Origin of the sequence: Rhodoferax sp., assembly GCF_044236835.1 — a bacterium.
GTDB lineage: Bacteria > Pseudomonadota > Gammaproteobacteria > Burkholderiales > Burkholderiaceae_C > Allorhodoferax.
In genome coordinates this window covers 95,472-117,227 of sequence record NZ_JBIIGC010000004.1, presented here as the reverse complement: position 1 = coordinate 117,227, position 21,756 = coordinate 95,472, and the positions used below count along the sequence as shown (strand labels likewise).

Genomic DNA, 21,756 nt, shown 5'->3' with positions numbered 1-21,756 from the left:
CGGCTCGCCTTTCTTTTGCTTACTTTCCTTTGGCGAAGCAAAGAAAAGTGAGTCGGCCGCCGGGCCGAAACCCCGGCCCTGGGCCATCGCAAGAACACAAGTTACAGGCGACTTACCGATGCTAAGAATCCACTGCCCCCACTGCGGCATCCGCGACCACGAAGAGTTTTCCTACTTCGGCGACGCCACCAAAGCCTATCCCGGCCTGGAAGCAGAAAACCACGCGGGCTGGGTCGATGCCGTCTACACCCGCAACAACCCCAAGGGCGTGCACCAAGAGTTCTGGCAGCACACGCTGGCCTGCCGCCGTTGGCTGGTGGTACGGCGCAACACCGTGACGCACGAGATCTTGGAGGTGTTGCCCGCGCGCCAGCGCGCCATCGGTGCCACCCAGGGCGCAAGCTGCAACCGGCCCGGCGCGGTGGCTGATGCCACAGCCAACGCAGCCGCCAACGGAGCATCGGTATGAGCGGCGCACCCAACGACGCAGGCGCCTTTCGCATTCCCACTGGCGGCCGCATTGACCGCGCGCAGCCGGTGCAGTTCAGCTTCGACGGCAGTGCACTTACCGGCTTGCACGGCGACACCGTGGCTGCCACCTTGCTGGCGCACGGCAAGCACCTGGTGGCGCGCTCCTTCAAGTACCACCGCCCGCGTGGCATTCTGGCCGCTGGCGTGGAAGAGCCCAACGCCTTGCTCACCGTTGGCAGCGGCGCGCACACCGAGCCCAACATCGCCGCCACCGTGCTGGAAACCCACACCGGCTTGGTCACGCGCACCCAGAACGCTTGGCCCTCGGTGCACTTTGACCTGATGGCGGTCAACAACCTGCTCTCCGATGTGTTTGTGGCGGGCTTTTATTACAAGACCTTCATGCCCTCGCTCAAGGGCTGGATGTTTTTTGAGCACTTCATCCGCAAAGCCGCCGGCTTGGGCAAGGCCACCCAGTTGCCCGACCCTGACCGCTACGACTGGCACCATGGCTTTCCCGATGTGCTGGTGGTGGGCTCTGGCCCGGCTGGTCTGAGCGCCGCGCTGGGTGCGGCCCGCGCGGGCTTGGATGTCACCCTGGTGGAACAAGACTTTGCCTTGGGTGGCTCGCTGCTCAATAGCGCTACCGACAGCGCGCAAGCGCAATGGCGCGATCAAATGCTCGCCCACCTGGCCGACACCGGCCGCGTGCGCCTCCTCACCCGCGCCACCGCCTTTGGCCTGTTCGACGGCAACACCGTGGGCGTGATCGAGCGCAGCGCGCCCGGCATGGCCGACGCGGCAGCCGGCGTGCCGCGCCAACGCTTGCATGTGCTGCGCGCCAACAGCGTCGTGCTGGCCGCAGGCGCGCTGGAGCGGCCTTTGCTGTTTGCCGGCAACGACCGCCCCGGCGTGATGCTGGCCGGCGCGGTGGGCACCTATGCCAACCGCTATGCCGTGATGGCGGGCAAGCGCGCCGTGTTTGGTACCAACAACGACGCGCCTTACGCCGATGCCATTGCGCTGGCCCGGGCCGGTGCGCAAGTCACGCTGGCTGACATGCGCGCCAGTGCCGACGCCGCGCTGATGGCGCAGGCCAAGGCGGCAGGTGTGGAGGTGCTGCTGCGCACCGCCATCGCACAAGCAAAGGGCAGCCAGCGCGTGCGCCGCTGCGCACTGGCGCAGTTGGATGCCGCCACAGGCGCCACCACCGGGCCGCTGGTGCACCACGAGGTGGACCTGGTCGCCATGGGCGGCGGCTGGACGCCTTCGGTGCACCTCACATCCCACCGCAACATCCGCCCGGTGTACCGCGCCGAAATTGCCAGCTTTGTGCCCGGCGGCTTTGACCGTGGCCACTTTGGCGCGGGCAGCATGGTGGGCACCCAAACGGTGGCAGACGCCATCCAAAGCGGCTGGCAGGCCGCAGCGCAAGCAGCAGCGGTATGCGGCAAATCTTTGGTGGGCGAAGCGCCCGCCGGGCCGCAGGGGCACGACACCCACACCGGCTTTGTCAGCGTAGGCCCCATCAGCACCGCCAAACCGGTGGACAAAACCTTTGTGGATTTTCAGAACGATGTGTCGGTGGACGACATCGACCTGGCCCACCTGGAGGGCTACCAGTCGGTGGAGCACCTCAAGCGCTACACCACGCTGGGCATGGGCACCGACCAGGGAAAAACCTCCAACCTCAACGCGCTGTCCATCATGGCCGCGCGGCGCGGTTTGGGCCTGCCCGAGGTGGGTACCACCACTTTCCGTCCGCCCTACACGCCCGCCACCATCGGCACCCTGGCTGGGCGCAGCGTGCGCGGCCACCTCGCGCCGGTGCGGCGCACCAGCATGCACGACTGGCACCTGGCCCACGGCGGCCAGATGATGGAGGCCGGTTACTGGATGCGCCCCCTGTGGTTCAACACCCACGGTGCCGATTTGTCTTCCGCCTACAAGGCCGAAATGGAGATCGTGCGCGAGGGCGTGGGCATGGCCGATGTGTCCACCCTAGGCAAGATCGACGTGCAAGGCCCCGACGCCGCCGAGTTTTTGAACCGCGTCTACGTCAACGGTTTTGCCAAGCTGGCCGTGGGCCGCGCCCGCTACGGCTTCATGCTGCGCGAAGACGGCATCGTGATGGACGACGGCACCACCAGCCGCCTGAGCGACACCGAATTCTTCATGACCACCACCACCGCGCAGGCCGCGCGGGTGATGAGCCACCTGGAGTTTTTGCTGCAGGTGGTGTGGCCCGAGCTGCGCGTGACCGTGGCCTCGGTGTCCGACCAGTGGGCGGCCATGAGCGTGGCCGGGCCGCAGGTGCGCGCGGTGTTGCAAAGCGCGTTTCCCACATTGGACTTTGACAACACCAACTTCCCGTTCATGGGCGTGCTCGATGCCCGCCTGAGCGGTGCAGCCTACGGTGCGCTAGACGGCGTCAGCGTGCGCATCATTCGGCTGACTTTCTCGGGCGAAATGGCCTACGAGGTGTACACGCCCATGCACTACGGCAACGCGGTTTGGACGCACTTGATGGAAGCCGGCAAACCCTGGAAGCTGCGGCCCTACGGCTTGGAGGCGCTGGGCTCCCTGCGCATTGAGAAAGGCCATGTGGTTGGCTCCGAAATGGACGGCCGCACCACGCTGGACGATGTGGGCGCAGGCAAGATGGCCAGCGCGCAAAAACCCTTTTGGGGCGGCGCGCTCAAGCGCAGCGAGAACCTGGTGCGCCCGGACCGCCCCACGTTGGTGGGCCTGGAGGCGGTGGACGCCAACGAGCCACCCAACAACGGTGCCATTTTGTTTTTTGCCGACGACGCCATCCGGGGCCATGGCCGCGGGCATATCACCTCCACCACCTATAGCAAATCCATGGGCAAAGCGATTGCGCTGGGTCTGCTGCAAGGCGGTACAAGCCGCGTCGGGCAGACGGTGATCGCGGCCTCGCCGGTGCACGGGCGCCAGTACAAACTCAAAGTGGTGGAGCCCTGTTTCCTCGACCCAGAAGGAGCCCGTTACCGTGGCTGATACCCAAGCAACCCCAGTGGGCGCGCAACCCAACGCCGCGCTGGTACGCAGCGCCGCCCGCAGCCCGTTTGCCGGCCACGCTGATGGCGAGCGGCCTAACCGCTCTGGTGAGATCGGCGTGCGCATCAACGCAGGCCTGCTGCCCGGCGTCGTGCTGGTTAGCACCTGGATCAGCGGCATCAACGGCCTGCTGTCGGCTTTGGCCTCGGTCTTTGGCAACGTGCCGCAACGCACCGGTCTCACCGCCAGCACGCCGCTCGGCTTGCTGGCCCGCACCGGCCCCGAAGAGTTTTTGCTGCTGTCCACAGAGCCCGGCAACCCGACGGCGCAGCTGCGCCAGGCCATCGCCGCAGACATTGGCGCAGTGACCGACCTCAGCCACGCGCGCTGCCGCATCCACATCGAAGGCCCGCGGTGCCAGACCGTGCTCAACAAGCTGTTTGCGCTGGACTTGCGCGCCGATGCTTTCCCGGTGGGCGAAGTGCGCCTCACCGGCACCCACCATGTGCCCTGCGTGCTGCACCGCCTGGGCGCCGATAGCTTCGACATGCTGGTGTTCAGCACCTACGCCTACGACCAGCTGCACACGCTGGTGGATGCGGCGCTGGAGTACGGTGTGGGTGTGACGCTCGAATAGGAGGCACGTGCCCTCGCCAGGCGGGCCGAGCTAGCGCAAGAATCGTTGGTCGAACGGGTAAGTGGTCAGGCGCTGGGCTCCGTTAGACGTAATCAGAAATTGATCCTCAAGTTTCACACCCTGCGCGGCGGCCGGTTCACCGATGTAGCTTTCGATGCACACCACCATGCCTGGCTCAAATGTGCCCGGCATGGGATACGGTTCACCTTCCTGGTGAATCGGCACATACGGGTGTTCGCCACATAGGCCCAGGCCGTGAAGCAGGCAGTAGTAGCCGTAGGGCCGATGCTCCTTGGGAACCACCCATGCCAGCTTTGCAAACTCCTCAAAGCTGCGGCCAGGCTGCAGCAGTGCGGCGTTATGGTTCAGCTGCTCATGGGCGCGACGGTAGAGCGTGCGCTGGGCTACTGTCGGCTCTTGATCCCCGCACAGAAATGTCCGCGACAAGTCCACTGCGTAACCGCCATAACCGATGGCATCGGTGTCTATGCACAGCAAGTCACCATCGCAAACAACCCGCTCCCCGGCTTCTTGAAAATACGGGAAGGTATTGGGGCCGCTTTGCAGCAAGCGGGTTGACACGTACTCGCCGCCGCCAGCAATCAAGTCCTGATGGAAGGCTGCCCACACCTCGACTTCGGTTTTGTCGGCTTGAAGGGCCCGCTCCACACAAGCAACCGCATGTTCAACGCGCTGGACCGCCTCGCGCAACACCTCAATCTCCTGGGCTTGCTTGATTCGCCGGGCTTCCAAGAACACCTCGGTAGCGTCCAGCAAGGAGATGCCCTCGAGCCGCAGGTTATCTGCCAGAAGAAGCTCAACCCGCTCGACCGCCAGTGCAGCACCCCAACCCAGTTGATGCCCCAGGTGGGTCCTGCAAGCCTGCGCAATTTCAGCGGCAAACGCTTTCGCTGCTTTGCGATAGCCCGGCCCCGAGTTCGCTGTGATGCCGGGCGCTGGCCGCACTTCATCCACAGTGGGATGCGCATTTGCAAGGTGCTCAGAACCAGCGAACTCGAACAGTATGGAGGGGCCCTGCGCAAACAACAGCAAGAACCTGGAAGGGCCCATCATTCCAAAAACGGTCATGTTGCGAACACCGCAGCCGTAGAGGATGTTGATCGGGTCTGCCGTCAACACGGCGGCTACGCCCCGGCTGCGCATGACCGCGCGAAGACGCCGCTGCCGACTCGCAAGCAGCTCGTTATTCAGACCGCGCAAAGACAGGTCATTGATGGATATTTCAGACATCGGGCGCCTTCCAAAAAAGACGGGGCTCACACCAGCGTTTCTTGATGATGGGGCTTAGCTCATATGGATTTTGCATGCAGCGCTAAGCGTGCACTACAGCGCCTTCTGCATGAACCAACGGCAGTGCGTGGCGGGACGCTGGCCGGCGTGGTTGGCCAGCCGCCCAAACGGTGTGTAGCCGAGTTGGGTGTAGAACGCCATCGCAGCCGGGCTGGAGGTATCCAACCACGCGGCGTGGCAGCCCAGTGCCCGGCCCTTGTCTTCGGCACGCGCCATCAAGGACCGCCCCAAACCCGCGTTGCGGTGGCCCTGCGCCACCCACAGGCACTTGGTCAACAGCCACCCGTAGCTGGTGCCTGCCACTATGCCCCCTACCAACGCGCCGTGCGGGTCGGTGGCGGTCAGTACAAAACCGGTGTTGGTGGCTTGCGGTAACTCGCTGCGCAGGTCGCGCAACAGCTGCGACTCGATCTCGTGCCCTGCCTCGGGCGGCGCTTCGGTAATGGTGATGGGGTTGGGGTGGTCGGTCATGGTGGGTGATTCGGCTCTAGGAATATAGTTGGCCTAGCGGGCACGCGAAGCGAAGCGGGGCAGCACCATCAGCCGCCTGCATTCGGTATGCACAACAAAAGACACCGAGGGGATCGACGATGATAAACACCGCGAGGCATCGCATACTCGCCGCAGGCTTGGCGTGCATAGCAAGCTTGAGCGCTTGCACCACCACCGAAAAGGCTGCCAGTCCAAGTCGCCCCGAACCGGCTTCAACGACCGCAACCACCGCAAACTGCACGGTCAAGATATTGCAAAACGGCATTGAGATTCGGCCCCAGCTTATGGGTGCGACGCCCATGTATTCGCTACGCAGCGCACCCTTTCAAATCGAGGTGTCCTCGGAAGCTTGTAAACCCAGCATCGGCAACGTGCGAGATGTCAGCGATGTCTTGTACCTTGCAAGCAAGCGCTTCGCCATCACGTCCAGTGGCATGGGTGGAGCGGGGTACCCGATGGAAGATGTGCTGCTCAGCGGGAGCTACATGGATATCCGACCCGATGCCAACACGCTTTCGATGCTGTTTGGCAAACACTCGCGCGAGATTGAACAGCTGTGCCAAGAGCTTGGCAGATGCCCGGTGCAGATACTAGCTTTCCGAAACTTCTGGCCGTTTCTCCTAGATGCGAAAGCAACGCAAGGCAAAGTCGCGACTTTCAAGCGCATCACTGCGACTCGGCCCATGTCCAACGCACTCGGCCTCACCCCCTTGACGGTATTGACCAAAGCGCGCCGTGACGAAGCAGAGTACAGAACCGGTACGCCAAGTATCGAGATACTGACCATCCATCCGATGCTGTTGGTGTTTTCTCCGCAGTAAGGGCGATGGAGGGGCTGGCCGTGGTGCCTCCATAGGTCAATTTTTCTAGACCATGCTTACCTTAACGAAACAGAGGCTCATTCTTCCGCTACTTTGGTTGGCTGGTACTGCATTGGCAGACGACAACGACCTACAAGATTTTTTCAGTCGTACTCTTGAGGCTGGCTGCGTTCAAGGTCTAGTCCAGAGGGCCGTTGCTGACTACAGCACGATGACTGGCATTGGTTCCGAAAGCATCCCCGCCGACGTTCGCACCGGATTGGAGGCTGCCACCCGTCCACTCCACGCAATGTGCAGTTGCTTTGCGAAAGCCTCGGTGAAAGTGCAATCCGAGTCCGACCAGAAGAAGGATATTGCCATCGACCTGAGCGGGCTTTCAGCCAGGGCGGAGTGTGCTCCAGATCCAGCTACCAATAGTGTTGTCCGGCGCAACTTCATGCGGCTGGTTGAAGCGTCACCTCCTCCTGTACGTTCCATCAAGACAAAGCGAAAACCATTTACCTTGGAACTTGGCTTGCACAATGCGAATCCTTCCGTTTTTGCTGCCTACACGCGGCCGCCTGACGGCCTCACCAAGTTCGTCTTTTTGGCACCAGGGACCGGGATAGCTTGCGATCTGCAAAATCTATGCGTTGACAAGTCGCCACTTGAGATCGTGAAGGCCAGTGAACTATTGGTTTCCAATAGCCGTTCCACGGGAAAGGGAGGATCGCGAAGTCTCCAACAAGTCATTGACCAGTTTGGTGGCAGCTCGCGGGTGATAACAAGCGGATCAAACTTTTCAAATTTCGCCACAACAGTCCGAAGTTCAGCTTACGCTGTCAGTTTCATTGACGGGGTCCCCGTCGAAAAGACAACAGCGAAAAAGGTTTGGCTGGTCTTTTTCGCGAGCCAGATACCAACCAATCCCCGCGCAATCGACTTTTCACCTGCAACCGTCTCGGTTTATGAAGTGGAGTTCGTCGATTGACCGATCAATTGAGCATGGGGTATTTGGACTCCCCCTCAATCGAAGGAATGGGAGCACTCTTGCGATGCACATGGATGCGACGGTGATTTACGCGTTGAGCGGTATGGTCCAACCCACTCTGCGGTGGGACAAATGCAGAGCGGAGTTTGGAGCGTCGTGTTTAACCGACCAGATGGCACATTTCAAACTGCAGCATCCACCTTCGGCGCAGGTGGTGTGATACCGGACCTCAACGGAAGATTGAGTTCAGCACCAAGAAGTCCCCTTCTTTTTTTGACGCCAAAAACCCGCCATACTTCACATCCAACAAACTCGCATCACATCATGAAGATTGAACAAAAGCGGCTCTCGAATGTGCACACATTCGAGTTCAAAGAGAAGTTCTTGAACTTCGCATACAGGGATAAGTCCGGCTCCGGCGACATTGATGTCGCTTACGTCAACCTGCCACTGAAGACCTCTACCAAAATTGAGGATAACAGTTGGTGGAGAAACGTTGGCTATATCTGGTGTGGCATAGGCGTCTTCGACATCGGAACGGCCATTGCCGCCGGAGGAAGCGCAGCTGGAAGAGGCTTTTGGTTGGTACTCGGATTGGCATGCTTAGCCATCTACCGTTTTACTCGAGTGAAGTACACAGTTCTTGGGTTCGATGGCGGCAATGTATGGGTCATTCAAGACGGCAAGACACACGACCGTGTGCTAAAGGAGCTAATGGAACGCCGTAAATCGCAGCTACGAGCTCTTTACGGTGAGATCGACCTGGAGAGCAATTTCGACAGCGAGAAGAGAAAATTTGAGTATCTGAAAGAGCAAGGTGTACTTAGCGAAGCAGAGACGGAAGAAAAGATCCGCCAGGCCGCTGCGACATTTAGCGTGGGCGCTGAAAGTCTGCGGATCCTGAACTGACTCTGTGCGACCCAACCCTTCACTTTGGCTGTTGACTTAGTTGGGGGGGACGCAGGCAAAATGCGCTTACCTGTGAGGATGTTTCTGGGGTTTGCGTGAAGCGGCGAAGCCCAGAAACCAAGAACAGATAGACATCTACTGAGGACACGGCATAGGCCTGACGGTGGGTTGTCGCGATGCGCCGAGAGCCATAGCTGGTCAAACGGCCCACCAAGGACCAGGGCTTTCCAATGCCGCCACAGGGGACGCGTTGGCAGGCGTGGCCCGCGGGTACATGGTTTCCACCATGCTTTTGAAGTTGGCCAAATCTAAGCCATCGCGCAAGTGGGTGGGTGGACCCCAAATGAGGTCAGTGCGCCTCAGGCGCTTAGCCCCGTGCCGCGCGCAGCAAGTCACCAAACCGCTTTTCGATCGACGCCTGGATACCCGACGCATCCAAGCCCTGCATTGCCATCAATTTGGCTGGGTCGCCATGTTCAATAAAGGTGTCGCTCAAGCCCAGTTGCAACACGGGCTTGACCACACCTGCGGCGTTGAGTGCCTCGCACACCGCACTGCCTGCGCCGCCCATGTTGGCGCCATCCTCCAGCGTCACCAAGGCGGCGTGCGTCTGGGCCACTTGCAGGAGTAACTCGGTGTCCAGCGGCTTGGCCCAGCGCATATTGACCACGGTGATGCCCAATGCGGTGGCGGTTTCCAGCGCCGGGTACAGCAAGGTGCCAAAGGCAAAAATGGCGACACCGCTGCCCTGCAGACGCACTTCGCCCTTGCCGAAGGGGAGAACGTTCAAATCGGGCGTAGTGGCAACCCCCGTGCCCGCGCCGCGCGGATAGCGCACGGCCACCGGGTGGTTCTGGGCGAACGCCGTGCTGAGCAGTTGGCGGCATTCGTTTTCGTCGGCAGGGCAAGCCACGCTCACATTCGGGATGCAGCGCAGAAACGCAATGTCGTAGGCGCCGGCATGGGTGGCTCCATCGGCGCCGACCAAACCGGCGCGGTCCAGGGCAAACACCACCGGCAGGTTCTGAATAGCTACGTCGTGAATCAACTGGTCGTAGGCGCGCTGCAAAAACGTGGAGTAGATCGCCACCACTGGCTTGAGCCCTTCGGTGGCCAATCCGGCGGCAAATGTCACTGCGTGCTGTTCGGCAATGCCGACATCAAAGTAGCGCTCGGGAAAGCGCTTTTCGAACTCGACCAGCCCAGAGCCTTCGCGCATCGCGGGGGTGATGCCGACCAGCCTTGGGTCGGCTGCCGCCATGTCGCACAGCCACTGTCCAAACACCTGGGTGAAGGTGGTCTTGGGCGCGACCAGCGGCTTTTGCAAACCCACCTGGGGGTCGAACTTGCCGGGGCCATGGTAGGCGACCGGATCGGCCTCGGCATTCTTGTAGCCTTGGCCTTTTTTGGTGACCACATGCAAGAACTGCGGCCCCTTGAGCTGGCGGATGTTCTCCAACGTCGGCAGCAGCGATTCAAGATCGTGGCCATTGATCGGGCCGATGTAGTTAAAGCCGAACTTCTCGAACAAGGTGGCTGGCACCACCAAGCCCTTGGCCTGCTCTTCAAGTCGCTTGGCCAACTCAAACAAAGGTGGCGCGCCCTTGAGCACCGTCTTGCCTACATTTTTTGCGGCGGAGTAAAAGTGCCCGCTCATGAGCTGGGCCAGGTAGCGGTTGAGCGCGCCCACCGGCGGGCTGATGCTCATGTCGTTGTCGTTGAGTACCACCAGCAAATTGCAATCAGCGATCCCGCCATTGTTGAGCGCTTCAAAGGCCATCCCCGCAGTGAGCGCGCCGTCGCCAATGATGGCCACCGCATGGCGCGATTCACCGCGAATCTTGGCACCCTGGGCCATCCCCAGTGCGGCCGAGATCGAAGTGCTGGAGTGGGCGGTGCCAAAGGTATCGAACTCGCTTTCGGTGCGCTGTGGAAAGCCGCTGAGCCCGCCCAGCTGGCGCAGCGTGCCCATTCGGTCGCGCCGGCCGGTCAGTATCTTGTGCGGGTAGGTTTGGTGGCCCACATCCCACACCAGACGGTCGTGCGGCGTGTTGAACACGTAATGCAGGGCCACCGTGAGTTCAACCGTTCCCAAGTTGGAACTCAGGTGCCCACCGGTTTTGGACACTGAGTCCAGCAAGAACGCACGCAACTGCTCCGCCAGCGCAGGCAGTTGGTTGCGCGAGAGCCGTCGCAAATCGGAGGGGCTGTTGATGGTTTCCAGCAAGGGATAGAGCGTGTTGGGCATCGCGTTCTCGGTCTTCAAAATCTAAGGTCATGCCGCACTAGCGGGTCCGGCACACCACCATGTCGGCCAGTTGGCGCAGCGCCAGCGTCTGGGGCAAGCCACTGCGGTTGAGCGCCTGCAGGGACTCCTCCAGCAGGGTCTGGGCAAGCGACTTGCAGCGCTCCAAACCCATGAGGGCCACGTAAGTGGGTTTGTTGCTTTGGGCGTCCTTGCCGGCAGTTTTCCCTAAGGTGGCGGAGTCGGCCGTCACATCGAGAATGTCATCTACCACCTGGAACGCCAGGCCCAAGGCGTTGCCATAGGTCTGCAAAGCGTCCAAGGCCTGCGCATTCGCCCCGCCGCACTGCGCGCCCATGACCACGCTGGCCAAAAGCAGTGCGCCGGTTTTTTGTTGGTGCATCTGGCGTAGCGCAAGTTCATCCAGCGGCTGACCCACGCTGGCCAAGTCAATCGCCTGCCCACCGGCCATACCGGCGCTACCGGCAGCGCGGGCCAACAGAGCGCAGAGACGCGCCTGAGTGGCAGGCGCAACCGAGCCGTCTTGCGGCGTGAGCAGCTCAAAGGCCAAGGCCTGCAAGGCATCGCCCGCCAGCAGCGCCGCCGCTTCACCAAACTGAACATGCACAGTAGGCTTGCCACGGCGCAGCACATCGTTGTCCATGCAGGGCATGTCGTCATGTACCAGGGAATACGCGTGGATTAGTTCCACCGCGCAAGCCGCCCGAAGTGCCGCCATCTGCCCTTCAACGGCGGTATCGACAGGCAACGCTGATGCTGCCGCCTCGTAGGCAGCCAGCACCAGAAGTGGACGCAAGCGTTTGCCGCCGTCGAGCACCGCGTAGCGCATGGCCCGGACCAATTCGGCAGGGGCCGCGTGCGAGGATGCGTTGGTATGCGATACCGCCACCCACTGCCCCAAGGCCTCCTCAACCTGCGCCAGTCGCTGCTGCATCCACCTGTCGAAAGGCACATCCGAGCCCATCACTGCGGCTTCCACGTCTTGAGTACTCCGTCGTCCAACACCTTGATTTGGTCTTCAATGGTGCGCAGCCGCTCTTGGCAGAACTGCAGCAGCACCGCGCCGCGCTGGTAGCCCGACAACAACTCGTCCAGTGGCAGACCACCGGACTCCATGCGCACCACCAGCTGGTCGAGCTCGCTGATGGCAGCCTCGTAGCTGGCCGGCAGCGCGTCCTGTGGGTCGGCCTCGGACTGGCCAGAAAGGGCTGATTCCTGTTGCATAACGGGGTCTGGATAGGGTCGAAAAAGTCGAGTTTCATTGTAGGGCCTAGCCTGCGCAGGTCGACGCACAGGGCGCAGGTAAAATCCGCGACCCCGCCACCGCCCCTGCTTTTCGGGATGCCCGCCCCCCTTGGAAACCGTCTTCTGGCAAGCCCACCTATGTCCGATTCACCTCCCGCGCTCGCTGCCCACCTGGACCAATTGCCCGTGGATAGCTACGGCGACCCAGCGGTATACGCGCAGGAAATGCAAACCCTGTTTCAGAGCCGCCCACGCTACGTGGGCCACACGACGAGCGTGCCTCGGCTGGGGGACTACCATGTACTGCCCCAGGAACAAGGCGGTCGTGTGCTGGTGCGCAATGCGGGCGGCATCGAGCTAATCTCCAACGTGTGCCGCCACCGGCAAGCGGTCATTCTGAACGGTCGCGGATCGCTGCTGCACGCCGGGCCAGGCAACACGGCGCACAGCGCCAGTGGCCACATCGTCTGCCCCTTGCACCGCTGGACCTACAGCGGCGCACACAGCGGCACGGCAGGCAGCCGCAGCGGTACCCTGCTAGGCGCTCCCCACTTTGCCAGCGACCCCTGCCTGGACCTTGCCAATTACCCGCTGCAAGAGTGGAATGGCCTGCTGTTCGAGGCCGGGCGCAGCGTGGCCGACGACCTGGCGCAACTTGGCCCCCGGGCCGAGTTGGACTTCGGTGGCTACGTGCTCGACCGGGTCGAAATGCACATCTGCAACTACAACTGGAAGACTTTCATCGAGGTGTACTTGGAGGATTACCACGTCGGCCCGTTTCACCCGGGCCTGGGCCAATTCGTGCAGTGCGACGACCTTCGATGGGAATTTCAAGATAACTATTCGGTGCAAACGGTGGGCGTGGCCAACCGCCTGGGCAAAGCAGGCAGCCCGGTGTACGAGCGCTGGCACGAGGCGCTGCTGCGCTACCGCAACGGTGCGCCGCCCCAGCAAGGCGCCATCTGGCTCACCTACTACCCGCACACCATGGTGGAGTGGTACCCGCATGTGCTGACCGTCTCCACGCTGTACCCGATGGGCATCGACCAAACCATGAATATGGTGGAGTTTTTCTACCCCGAAGAAATCGCCGCGTTTGAGCGTGAGTTCGTCGAAGCCCAGCAAGCGGCGTACATGGAAACCTGCGCCGAAGACGACGAAATAGCACAGCGCATGGACGCGGGTCGGGCCGCTTTGCGCGCACGCGGTGATAACGAAGTGGGGCCCTACCAAAGCCCGATGGAAGACGGCATGCAGCACTTCCACCGCTGGTACCGACACCAGATGGCGCGGGGGTACTGATGCAAGCGCTCTGGATGGTGTGGGCCTCGTTCTTTTTTGCGACGATGGCCGTAGGCATCAAGTACGCATCACAGAGCTTTCACACCTTTGAGCTGGTCTTCTACCGGGGCCTGGTGAGCATCGTTTTCATGGCGATCATCATGCGCGCGCGCGGCACCCCGTGGCGCACACCGGTGCCCGGTATGCACCTGACCCGAAGCGCCATCGGGGTGCTGTCACTCGGATCGTGGTTCTACGCCATTGCCCACCTCCCGCTGGCCACAGCGATGACGCTGAACTACATGAGCGGGATCTGGGTTGCGGCCTTCATCGTGGGCGGTGCGCTGCTGTACGGGCGATCTGAGAAACAAGGCCCCTTGCTGCTGACCGTGGTGCTCGGTTTTGTCGGCGTGGTGCTTACCTTGCGCCCCACGCTGGACGCCAACCAGATGTTTGCCGGCATCGTTGGGCTGCTCTCGGGCATGAGTGCGGCGCTGGCCTATATGCAAGTCACGGCGCTGGGCCGCGCGGGGGAGCCCGACGAGCGCACCGTGTTTTACTTTTCGGTTGGATCCGCGCTGATCGGTGTGGTCGGCATTGGCATTACCGGCATCACGCCGTGGAGCCAGGTCCGCTGGCAAGACGCGGCCTGGGTGGTGCCCATCGGCGTGCTGGCCTCCATGGGCCAGTGGTGCATGACGCGCGCCTACCGCAAAGGCGCCACCTTGGTGGTGGCCAGCATGCAGTACTCGGGCATCGTGTTTGCGGTGGTGTACAGCCTAGTCCTGTTTGGGGACGACATCGACCCCGTGGGACTGCTGGGCATTGCCACCATCGTGGCCAGTGGCATCGCAGCCACCGTGCTGCGCGCCCGAGCGCTACCCAATACGCCCGCCGAGGCGCATTGAACCCGGCGTGCGCCCACCAGCCAAACGGCCAAACCACCACCCTTAGGAGCGTCCTGCCATGTACACCACCTTGATCTCCGCCACCCAACTGCAGGCACTGCTTGCCAGCCAACTGCCCTGCATGGTGTTCGACTGCAGCTCCGACCTGATGCAGCCCCAGCTTGGACCGGCCATGTACCAAGAAGTGCACATCGCTGGCGCGGTATTCGCCCACTTGGACACCGCACTGAGCGCCAAGGGCGACCCCGCTGCCACCGGCGCCCAGTCCGGCGGACGCCACCCGCTGCCAGCCCGCGAGACCTTTGCCGCGTGGCTCGCCAGCTGCGGCTTTGGCAACGGCTTGCAAGCCGTGGTCTACGACCGCCAAGGCGCCAACTACTGCGGCCGTCTGTGGTGGATGCTCAAGTGGGCTGGCCATGCGCAAGTAGCCGTGCTCGATGGTGGCTTGCAAGCGTGGCAGGCCATCGGCGGGGCTACCGAAAGTGGCACACCGGCGCCTCGCATGCCAGGGCAATTTGTGCTGCAGCCTGCGCTGGTCACGCTGGTGGATGCGGTGGCGGTGCAGCGTCGCTTGGGCCAGCCCGGCCAGACGGTGGTGGACGCCCGCGCGGCACCCCGGTTTCGTGGCGAGATGGAACCGATCGACCCGGTGGCAGGCCACATTCCCGGCGCCTTGAACCGTCCATTTGCCCAGAACTTGGGACCCAATGGCCTGTTTAAATCTGCGGCAGAGCTGCGCGCAGAGTTCACCGCGCTGCTAGGACAACGCTCCCCGGCAGAGGTGGTGCACCACTGCGGCAGCGGTGTCAGCGCCGTGCCCAACATTTTGGCCATGGAGATTGCGGGCTTCGGCCCTAGCGCGCTGTACGCCGGGAGCTGGAGCGACTGGTGCAGCGACCCCAGCCGCCCGGTTGCTCAGGGCTGATAAGCCGTGCAGCCGTGCCGCTCTTGAAGCGGCGCACCTCGCTCGCTAAAGCACAGGGTTCACCCTGACCGCTTGGCCGCACGGCTCAATGTGCGTGGGCCAAGCCGCTCACGACCGTTACCAGCGCGATTCCGACCAGCAGCCAGCCGATCTGCGCCGCGGTCTCGCGGGCGGTCAAGCGCCTCTGCAGTTGGGGGATCAAGTCGGCCAGCGCCACGTAGACAAAGCTGCTGGAGGCCACCACCAAAAAGAAGGGCAAATAGTCGCTGAGTTGCTCTACCAGCCAGTAACCGATCAAACCACCCAGCGCGGTCACTGCACCCGCCATGGACACTTTGACCAAGGCAGTACGCCGGTTGCGGGGGCCAGCCTGCAACACCACCAAGTCGCCCATGTGATGCGGAACCTCGTGGGCCAGCACCGCCAGTGAGGCAATCAGTCCCAAGCGCATGTCGGCCATGAAAGCAGAGGCAATCAAGATGCCGTCGCCAAAGCAGTGCACGCTGTCGCCTGCCAACACCGCCCAACTGCCGCCCGCCAATGGGTTGGCTGGAGGCTTGGCATCAGCGGCACTTAGAGCGTGGTGGTGGTGCGCGCCGTCACCGTGCATGCCATGGTGGTGTGTGCCGTGTCCGTGTCCGTGTCCGTGCTCGTGCCCGTGGTGCCACAGCTCGGCTTTGTCTAGCAGGAAGAAGAACACCAAACCCACCAGCAGCGCCAGGAAGAGGTCGTGTGCGCTGGACTGGCTCTCGAACGCCTCCGGCAGCAAATGCATGAATGCCGTGGCCAGCAGCGCGCCCGCTGCCAAGCTGAGCATGTGCTGGGTAAAGCGTGCCAATACGCCAAAACTCAGCAAGGCTGCCAGCCAGACGCTGCCAATGCCAGCAGTCAACGTGCCCAGGACGATCGCAAGCAGGGTCATACCCGGGTCCTCAAGGGCAGTGCCGCAGCAGGCAGAAGCTCGGGCAGCAAAAAACGAACTTGCTGCGAGCAAACGGTCGCAGCGGTGCAGTCAGATGGCATAAACAAAGTTCAAGTAAATCGCGCACGGCATCGTCAGTGCGCCAAATCCCAATTGAGGCCAACGCCCACTTCTGCAAGCAGGGGCACTTTCAGTTCGGCCACACCAGCCATCAAACGAGGCACTTCGGTGCGCAGCCAGTCGACCTCGCTTTCCGGCACCTCGAACACCAATTCGTCGTGCACCTGCATGATCATTTTGGTGGCGCGCTGCTCTGCATCGAGCACCTGCTGCACCTTCACCATGCTCAGCTTGATCAGGTCGGCGGCAGTACCTTGCATGGGCGCGTTGATGGCGGCGCGCTCGGCGCCGGCTTTGCGCGGGCCATTGGGTGAGTTGATCTCCGGCAGGTACAGGCGCCGGCCAAACACAGTTTGCACATAGCCCCGCTCCTTGGCCTCCTGGCGGGTGCGGTCCATGTAGTCCTTCACGCCGGGGTAGCGCTCAAAGTAACGGGTGATGTAGTTTTTCGCCGCCGTGTTATCGATGCCCAGGTTGCGGGCCAGACCAAACGCGCTCATGCCATAGATCAGGCCAAAGTTGATCACCTTGGCATAGCGGCGCTGCTCGTTGCTGACTTGGTCCAGTCCCACGCCAAACACCTCGGCCGCGGTGGCACGGTGCACATCCAGCCCCTCGGTGAAGGCCCGCAGCAGGGCCACATCGCCGCTGATGTGCGCCATGATGCGCAGCTCAATTTGACTGTAGTCGGCACTGGCGATCATCGAGCCTGGCGGGGCGACAAAGGCCTCGCGCACCCGGCGGCCCTCGGGCGTACGAATCGGAATGTTCTGCAAATTGGGATCGTTGCTCGAGAGCCGACCGGTGACTGCTACCGCCTGCGCGTAATGGGTGTGGACCCGACCGGTGCGGGGCAGCGCCAGCTGCGCCAGCTTGTCGGTGTAGGTGCCCTTGAGTTTGGCAAGCCCACGGTGCTCCAAAATCTTGGCAGGCAGCGGGAAATCCTCGGCCAGTTTTTCCAGCACCTCTTCATCGGTGCTAGGCGCGCCGGTGGCGGTCTTCTTGACCACCGGCAATCCGAGTTTGGTGAAGAAGATGTCGCCAATTTGCTTGGGGCTGCTGAGGTTGAATATCTGTCCAGCGAGTTCATGCGCTTCGGTCTCGAGTTGCACGATGCGCTGGCCCAAGGCCTGACTTTGCGCGGCCAAGGTGGGCGCGTCGATCAGCACGCCGTGGCGCTCCATGCGGTACAGCGCCTCGCTGCTGGCGATCTCCAGTTCGTACACAAAGCGCAGTTTGTCGTCTTGCGTGAGCTGTGGCCACAGAACTTGGTGCACGGCCAGGGTTTGCTCGGCATCCTCGCAGGCGTAGTCCGAGGCCTTGTCAATCTCCACCTGGTTCATGGTGAGCTGGTTCACGCCTTTTCCGCACAGGTCCTCGAAAGTGATGCCGCTGCGGCCCAGGTGCCGCTCGGCCAGGCTGGTCAGGCCATGGGGCTTATGCACTTCCAGCACATAGCTTTGCAGCATGGTGTCGTGGGCATAGCCCTGCACCTCGATGCCGTGGTTGGCAAACACATGGCGGTCGTACTTCACATGCTGGCCCAGCTTGTGTGCCTGCGGGTTCTCCAGCCAGGGCTTCAATCGTGCCAGCACCGCCTCGCGCGGCAGCTGCTCCGGTGCGCCGGGGTAATCGTGGGCCAGCGGAATGTAGGCCGCCTCGCCCGCCGCAACGCTGACGCTGATGCCTACGATTTCGGCCCGCATTTCGTCCAACGAAGTCGTTTCGGTGTCCAGCGCGGTCAACTCGGCGGCCTGCACGCGTTCCAGCCAATGCTCCAGCAGGTCCCAGCTGAGCACCGTGGTGTAGCGGGTGTCGCTATCACGGGGCCGCAGGGGAACGGATTGCACAGGGGCATCAAACAGGCCCGGGTTTTGGGTATCGGTGCGCGGCTGGATGGCTGCTCTGCTGGGGTAGGCTGCGGTGGCACCCTCGCCCGCAGTAGCCAAGGACTTGGCCAAGCCCTTGAAGCCGTACTTTTCGTAAAACGCCCGCAAGGCGTCTACCGATGGCTCCCGCACGCGAAGAGCTTCCAACTGGGGCAAGTCGGGCACATAGTCTTGCAGATCGCAATCGGTCTTGATGGTGAGCAGGGTGCGCGCCGTGGGCAGCCAGTCCAGCGCCTTGCGCAGGTTATCGCCTGCAGCGCCCTTGATATCGTCTTGGTGCGCCAGCAGGTTCTCCAAAGAGCCGTACTCCTGCAGCCACTTGGCAGCGGTCTTGGGTCCCACCTTGTGGACACCGGGCACGTTGTCCACCGCATCGCCCACCAAGGTTTGGTAGTCGATCATCAAATGGGCTGGCACACCAAACTCCGCCTCCACCCCGGCTTGGTCGCGGCGCTTGCCGTTCATGGTGTCGATGATCGTGATGTGCGGGTTGACCAACTGCGCCAGGTCTTTGTCGCCACTGCTCACCACCACCTCCACGCCCTGGGCCGCCGCCGCGATGGCCAAGGTGCCAATCACGTCATCGGCCTCGACGCCAGGCACATCGAGCACCGGCCAGCCCAGCAAACGCACCACCTCGTGGATGGGGGCAATTTGGGAGCGCAAGTCGTCTGGCATGGGTGCACGCTGGGCCTTGTACTCGGGGTAGATCGCATCGCGAAAGGTCGGTCCTTTGGCGTCAAACACACAGGCCACGTATTCGGCGTGCACCTCTTTGCGCAGGCTGCTGAGCATGTTGATGAGGATGCGGATCGCCCCGGTCTTTTGCACTGTGCCGTCGGGCAAGTTCACGCTCATGCTGTCGCCGCCGGCGAAGAACGCGCGGTACAGGTAACTGGAGCCGTCAATCAACAAAAGGGTTTTTCGGGGTTCTTGCATACAGCCCATTTTGCCTGTGCCCGATGGGGCAGTTGGGCGAGCCTACAATTCGCGAATGGCGGTTTACACAGAAGTCCCGTTTGACGAAGCCAAAGCATTTTTGCTCTCGCTCAACCTTGGAACCCTGCACACGCTGCAGGGCTGCGCTGGTGGTATTGAAAACACCAACTACTTCGCCACCACCGACCAAGCCCCCTATGTTTTGACGCTGTTCGAACGCTTAAGTGCAGACCAGTTGCCGTTTTACTTGCGGCTGATGAAGCACTTGGCGGTGCACGGTATTCCGGTGCCCGACCCCGCCGCCAATGCCGATGGCGATGTGGTTCACGAACTGCGGGGCAAGCCGGCGGCGGTGGTCAATCTTTTGGCGGGCCGCAGTGAACTCGCACCGACAGCCGGGCACTGCACACAGGTCGGCGCCATGCTGGCGCGCATGCACTTGGCCGGACGGGACTTCCCCATGGACCAACCTAACTTGCGCGGCCTGTCGTGGTGGAACGAGACGGCGCCTGCGGTGTTGGGTTTCTTGGATGCGCCCCAAGCCAACCTGATGCGCAGCGAACTGGCCTACCAAAACCATGTCGCCGCGCAAGCAGCGTACCGCGCTTTGCCACGCGGCCCCATCCACGGCGACCTGTTCCGCGACAACGCCATGTTCGACACGCAACCCTCGGACGATGGCAGCCCCCGGCTCACGGGTTTTTTTGATTTTTACTTTGCAGGCGTGGACACCTGGCTGTACGACATCGCGGTGTGCCTTAACGATTGGTGCACTGACCTGACGTGCGGCGCGGCAGATGTGGCGCGGTGCAAGGCGCTGCTGTCAGCCTACGAATCGGTGCGGCCGCTGCAGGCACCTGAGCGCCAACTGCTACCGGCGCTGGCCCGGGGGGCCGCGTTGCGGTTTTGGTTGTCACGGCTGTGGGACTTGCACTTGCCGCGCGAGGCCAGCATGCTCAAGGCGCACGACCCGAACCACTTCGAGCGGGTGCTGCGTCAGCGCATCGCGCACCCCTTGTCCTTGTCTGTGCTGGCAAGCACGGACCAACTTGAACGCGCCACCGCATGAAACTTCGCATAGCGCCTGCCAGTGCAGGCTGGGTCTGGGCCACCACCGGAATGAAAACCTTTTTCCGCCAGCCCCTGGCCCTTGCGGGTCTGTTCTTTATCTTCATGGCGGTCATTTCTGTGCGCAGCTTGGTCCCCTTCTTTGGCAGTGTGCTGGCGTTGGTGATACTGCCCGGCGCCACATTGGGCCTGATGGCTGCCACCGAGCAGGCCCACGCAGGCAAGTTCCCGATGCCCCTGGTCATCCTGAGTGGGTTTCGGGCAGGGCCAGAAAAGCTGCGCGCCATGCTCCTGCTCGGTCTTCTGTATGCGCTCGGATTCTTGCTGGTGCTGGGCATATGCTCTCTGGTAGACGGCGGCAGGTTTGCCCGCTTGTACCTGCTGGGCGAAGTGCTCTCCATGGAGAGTTTGCAAGATCCAAACTTTGATGTGGCGCTGATCCTGGCCATGGCGCTGTACCTGCCGCTTTCGCTGATGTTCTGGCACGCGCCCGCATTGGTGTTTTGGCACGGCGTGAGTCCACTCAAAAGTCTGTTTTTCAGCCTGGTGGCCTGCCTGCGCAACCTGGGTGCTTACTTGGTCTACGGCGTGGCGTGGCTGGCGGTGTGGCTGGCGGTGTTAATGGGCATGGGTATGGTCATCTCAGTGATAGCGCTCATTTTCGGCAACCCGGATTGGGCGTCTGCTTTGATGCTTACTACCGCGATGCTGATGGCTAGCATGTTCGTTACCTCGATTTACTTCAGCTACCTGGGAAGTTTCGAGATCACAGAAGGAGACAACGATGGGCCAGCACACCCTGCAGGGCCGCACTGAAGACGAACTCGGCTGGTTCAAGCGGCGTCAGTTTTTGCAAGCCGCAGCAGCATGGACGGCTTTGGGCGGGTATGGCGCAGCCTTGGCGCAGGGCCGCAGCAACATCGTCCGTGTGGAGGGCGACGCAATGGTCAACGGCACCCGGCTGCTGCCAGGCCAAATTATTCAAGTTGGCGACACCGTGGCCACTGGCCCCAAAAGCAGCATGGTGGTGGTATTGGGCAACTCGTCGATCTTGGTCCGCCAGAACACCAAACTTTCCACCGAACGCGGCAGCACCCCCGATGCGGTGGGTGTTTTGCGCTTGGTCACTGGCGCGGTGGCCAGCGTGTGGGGCCGGGGCTCCGAGCGCAAGGTGCTTACTCCAACGGTGACTGCTGGCATCCGCGGCACCGGGGTGTACACCGAGGTGCTGCCTGAAAAGGATGGACGCGAGTACTTTTGCACTTGCTACGGTACGGTGAACCTGTCGGTCGGCGCAAGCACCAAGCTCAGCCAGGCCGAGTACCACGACGCCTTCTGGGTCGACCCCAGCGCCCCCGCTGGCGCAGCGCTGCGTCGCGCACCAGCGGTCAACCACACCGACGAAGAGCTCGAATTCCTGGCCCAACTGGTGGGGCAACGCACCGCCTGGCAGATTAGCGGGCGCAAGGGCAACGGCAGCCATTCCGGTTATTAGGACCTTTGCCATGTGGTTGTCACATTTCTGACACACCGCGGCGGTAAAAACCGTTCCGACGTTGAA

Annotated in this window: 20 protein-coding genes; 12 read left to right on the top strand and 8 right to left on the bottom strand. The window is 62.2% G+C overall.

Annotated elements, in window-relative coordinates; all coding sequences use genetic code 11:
• The first annotated feature begins 118 nt into the window (after positions 1 to 118).
• The 3 genes from ACILRC_RS04675 to ACILRC_RS04665 are packed head-to-tail and all read left to right on the top strand — an operon-like array spanning position 119 to position 4,129.
• Positions 119 to 469 (top strand): sarcosine oxidase subunit delta, encoded by a 351-nt coding sequence (locus ACILRC_RS04675; protein ID WP_395668190.1) that lies wholly within the window; start codon positions 119 to 121, stop codon positions 467 to 469.
• Positions 466 to 3,492, top strand: a complete 3,027-nt coding sequence (locus ACILRC_RS04670; protein WP_395668189.1) for a sarcosine oxidase subunit alpha family protein — start codon at positions 466 to 468, stop codon at positions 3,490 to 3,492. The genes ACILRC_RS04675 and ACILRC_RS04670 overlap by 4 nt, the downstream gene beginning before the upstream one ends.
• Positions 3,485 to 4,129 (top strand): sarcosine oxidase subunit gamma, encoded by a 645-nt coding sequence (locus ACILRC_RS04665; RefSeq protein ID WP_395668188.1) that lies wholly within the window; start codon positions 3,485 to 3,487, stop codon positions 4,127 to 4,129. Before ACILRC_RS04670 ends, ACILRC_RS04665 begins: the two co-directional genes overlap by 8 nt.
• A gap of 30 nt (positions 4,130 to 4,159) precedes the next feature.
• Here ACILRC_RS04665 and ACILRC_RS04660 read toward each other — a convergent pair whose 3' ends face one another.
• Together ACILRC_RS04660 and ACILRC_RS04655 are read right to left on the bottom strand one after the other, a co-directional pair.
• Positions 4,160 to 5,380, bottom strand: coding sequence for a M24 family metallopeptidase (locus ACILRC_RS04660; protein ID WP_395668187.1), 1,221 nt, complete (start codon positions 5,378 to 5,380; stop codon positions 4,160 to 4,162).
• Positions 5,381 to 5,473: 93 nt separating this feature from the next.
• The gene (locus ACILRC_RS04655; protein WP_395668186.1) at positions 5,474 to 5,911 is read right to left on the bottom strand and encodes a GNAT family N-acetyltransferase; all 438 of its coding nucleotides are present in this window, start codon (positions 5,909 to 5,911) and stop codon (positions 5,474 to 5,476) included.
• Between the two features lie 320 nt (positions 5,912 to 6,231).
• Here ACILRC_RS04655 and ACILRC_RS04650 point away from each other — a divergent pair, with 320 nt between their 5' ends.
• The 3 genes from ACILRC_RS04650 (at position 6,232) to ACILRC_RS04640 (ending at position 8,632) form a co-directional block, all read left to right on the top strand.
• Positions 6,232 to 6,753, top strand: coding sequence for a hypothetical protein (locus ACILRC_RS04650; RefSeq protein WP_395668185.1), 522 nt, complete (start codon positions 6,232 to 6,234; stop codon positions 6,751 to 6,753).
• Between the two features lie 112 nt (positions 6,754 to 6,865).
• Entirely contained in the window at positions 6,866 to 7,723 is an 858-nt protein-coding gene (locus ACILRC_RS04645) for a hypothetical protein (RefSeq protein WP_395668184.1), read from the top strand.
• Positions 7,724 to 8,047: 324 nt separating this feature from the next.
• Positions 8,048 to 8,632 carry a hypothetical protein gene (locus ACILRC_RS04640; protein ID WP_395668183.1) on the top strand — a complete coding sequence of 195 codons (585 nt, stop codon included), beginning with the start codon at positions 8,048 to 8,050 and terminating at the stop codon, positions 8,630 to 8,632.
• Between the two features lie 19 nt (positions 8,633 to 8,651).
• Here the strand turns inward: ACILRC_RS04640 and ACILRC_RS04635 are convergent, their stop codons facing one another.
• Genes ACILRC_RS04635 through xseB form a run of 4 tightly spaced genes read right to left on the bottom strand, consistent with a single transcriptional unit; the run spans position 8,652 to position 12,122 of the window.
• Positions 8,652 to 8,975 (bottom strand): type II toxin-antitoxin system YoeB family toxin, encoded by a 324-nt coding sequence (locus tag ACILRC_RS04635; protein ID WP_395668182.1) that lies wholly within the window; start codon positions 8,973 to 8,975, stop codon positions 8,652 to 8,654.
• Between the two features lie 24 nt (positions 8,976 to 8,999).
• Positions 9,000 to 10,880 (bottom strand): 1-deoxy-D-xylulose-5-phosphate synthase, encoded by a 1,881-nt coding sequence (dxs, locus tag ACILRC_RS04630; RefSeq protein WP_395668181.1) that lies wholly within the window; start codon positions 10,878 to 10,880, stop codon positions 9,000 to 9,002.
• Positions 10,881 to 10,917: 37 nt separating this feature from the next.
• Positions 10,918 to 11,862 carry a polyprenyl synthetase family protein gene (locus ACILRC_RS04625; protein ID WP_395668244.1) on the bottom strand — a complete coding sequence of 315 codons (945 nt, stop codon included), beginning with the start codon at positions 11,860 to 11,862 and terminating at the stop codon, positions 10,918 to 10,920.
• Positions 11,862 to 12,122: an exodeoxyribonuclease VII small subunit gene (gene xseB / locus ACILRC_RS04620; protein ID WP_395668180.1), complete on the bottom strand. Its 261-nt coding sequence runs from the start codon at positions 12,120 to 12,122 to the stop codon at positions 11,862 to 11,864. The genes ACILRC_RS04625 and xseB overlap by 1 nt, the downstream gene beginning before the upstream one ends.
• 159 nt (positions 12,123 to 12,281) lie before the next feature.
• On the opposite strand from xseB, the gene ACILRC_RS04615 reads away from it, so the two are divergent.
• The 3 genes from ACILRC_RS04615 to ACILRC_RS04605 are packed head-to-tail and all read left to right on the top strand — an operon-like array spanning position 12,282 to position 15,257.
• Positions 12,282 to 13,445, top strand: a complete 1,164-nt coding sequence (locus ACILRC_RS04615) for an aromatic ring-hydroxylating dioxygenase subunit alpha (protein WP_395668179.1) — start codon at positions 12,282 to 12,284, stop codon at positions 13,443 to 13,445.
• Entirely contained in the window at positions 13,445 to 14,332 is an 888-nt protein-coding gene (locus ACILRC_RS04610) for a DMT family transporter (protein ID WP_395668178.1), read from the top strand. Before ACILRC_RS04615 ends, ACILRC_RS04610 begins: the two co-directional genes overlap by 1 nt.
• Before the next feature lie 58 nt (positions 14,333 to 14,390).
• Positions 14,391 to 15,257: a sulfurtransferase gene (locus ACILRC_RS04605; RefSeq protein WP_395668177.1), complete on the top strand. Its 867-nt coding sequence runs from the start codon at positions 14,391 to 14,393 to the stop codon at positions 15,255 to 15,257.
• An 85-nt stretch (positions 15,258 to 15,342) separates the two neighbouring features.
• On the opposite strand, the gene ACILRC_RS04600 is transcribed toward ACILRC_RS04605, so the two are convergent.
• Both ACILRC_RS04600 and polA read right to left on the bottom strand, forming a co-directional pair.
• On the bottom strand, positions 15,343 to 16,179 hold the full coding sequence (locus ACILRC_RS04600) for a ZIP family metal transporter (protein ID WP_395668176.1): 837 nt from the start codon (positions 16,177 to 16,179) through the stop codon (positions 15,343 to 15,345).
• Positions 16,180 to 16,313: 134 nt separating this feature from the next.
• On the bottom strand, positions 16,314 to 19,127 hold the full coding sequence (gene polA, locus ACILRC_RS04595; protein WP_395668175.1) for a DNA polymerase I: 2,814 nt from the start codon (positions 19,125 to 19,127) through the stop codon (positions 16,314 to 16,316).
• Positions 19,128 to 19,182: 55 nt separating this feature from the next.
• Here polA and ACILRC_RS04590 point away from each other — a divergent pair, with 55 nt between their 5' ends.
• The 3 genes from ACILRC_RS04590 to ACILRC_RS04580 are packed head-to-tail and all read left to right on the top strand — an operon-like array spanning position 19,183 to position 21,690.
• Entirely contained in the window at positions 19,183 to 20,196 is a 1,014-nt protein-coding gene (locus tag ACILRC_RS04590; RefSeq protein WP_395668174.1) for a homoserine kinase, read from the top strand.
• A complete protein-coding gene (locus ACILRC_RS04585; RefSeq protein WP_395668173.1) occupies positions 20,193 to 21,011 on the top strand; it encodes a BPSS1780 family membrane protein in 819 nt (272 codons plus the stop codon). Before ACILRC_RS04590 ends, ACILRC_RS04585 begins: the two co-directional genes overlap by 4 nt.
• Complete coding sequence (locus ACILRC_RS04580) at positions 20,980 to 21,690, top strand: FecR domain-containing protein (protein ID WP_395668172.1); 711 nt, start codon at positions 20,980 to 20,982, stop codon at positions 21,688 to 21,690. Before ACILRC_RS04585 ends, ACILRC_RS04580 begins: the two co-directional genes overlap by 32 nt.
• Positions 21,691 to 21,756 lie beyond the last annotated feature (66 nt).